At 47.5% G+C, this 364-nt stretch carries 1 pseudogene; it reads left to right on the forward strand.

The features are described from left to right. Positions 1-364: pseudogene (locus EM932_RS20725) on the forward strand (hypothetical protein); the annotation flags it as partial.

Genomic DNA, 364 nt, shown 5'->3' on the forward strand with positions numbered 1-364 from the left:
AGGCTTATCACTTACAGCAGGAACAGGACTTATCGATGTATCGACCAGTACTCCGGGAACCTATACCGTAACTTATACCACAGCAGGAACCTGTCCAAACAGTAGTACCGCTAGCGTGACGATCAACGCATTAGACGATGCGGGCTTTAGCTATAGCGCCGCAGCATATTGTGCAGATGCTACAGATCCAACGCCAAGCATAACAGGTTTAACAGGCGGAACATTTAGTAGCACATTAGGCTTATCACTTACAGCAGGAACAGGACTTATCGATGTATCGACCAGTACTCCGGGAACCTATACCGTAACTTATACCACAGCAGGAACCTGTCCAAACAGTAGTACCGCTAGCGTGACGATCAAT

It is taken from the genome of Flavivirga rizhaonensis, assembly GCF_004791695.1.
Classification (GTDB): domain Bacteria; phylum Bacteroidota; class Bacteroidia; order Flavobacteriales; family Flavobacteriaceae; genus Flavivirga; species Flavivirga rizhaonensis.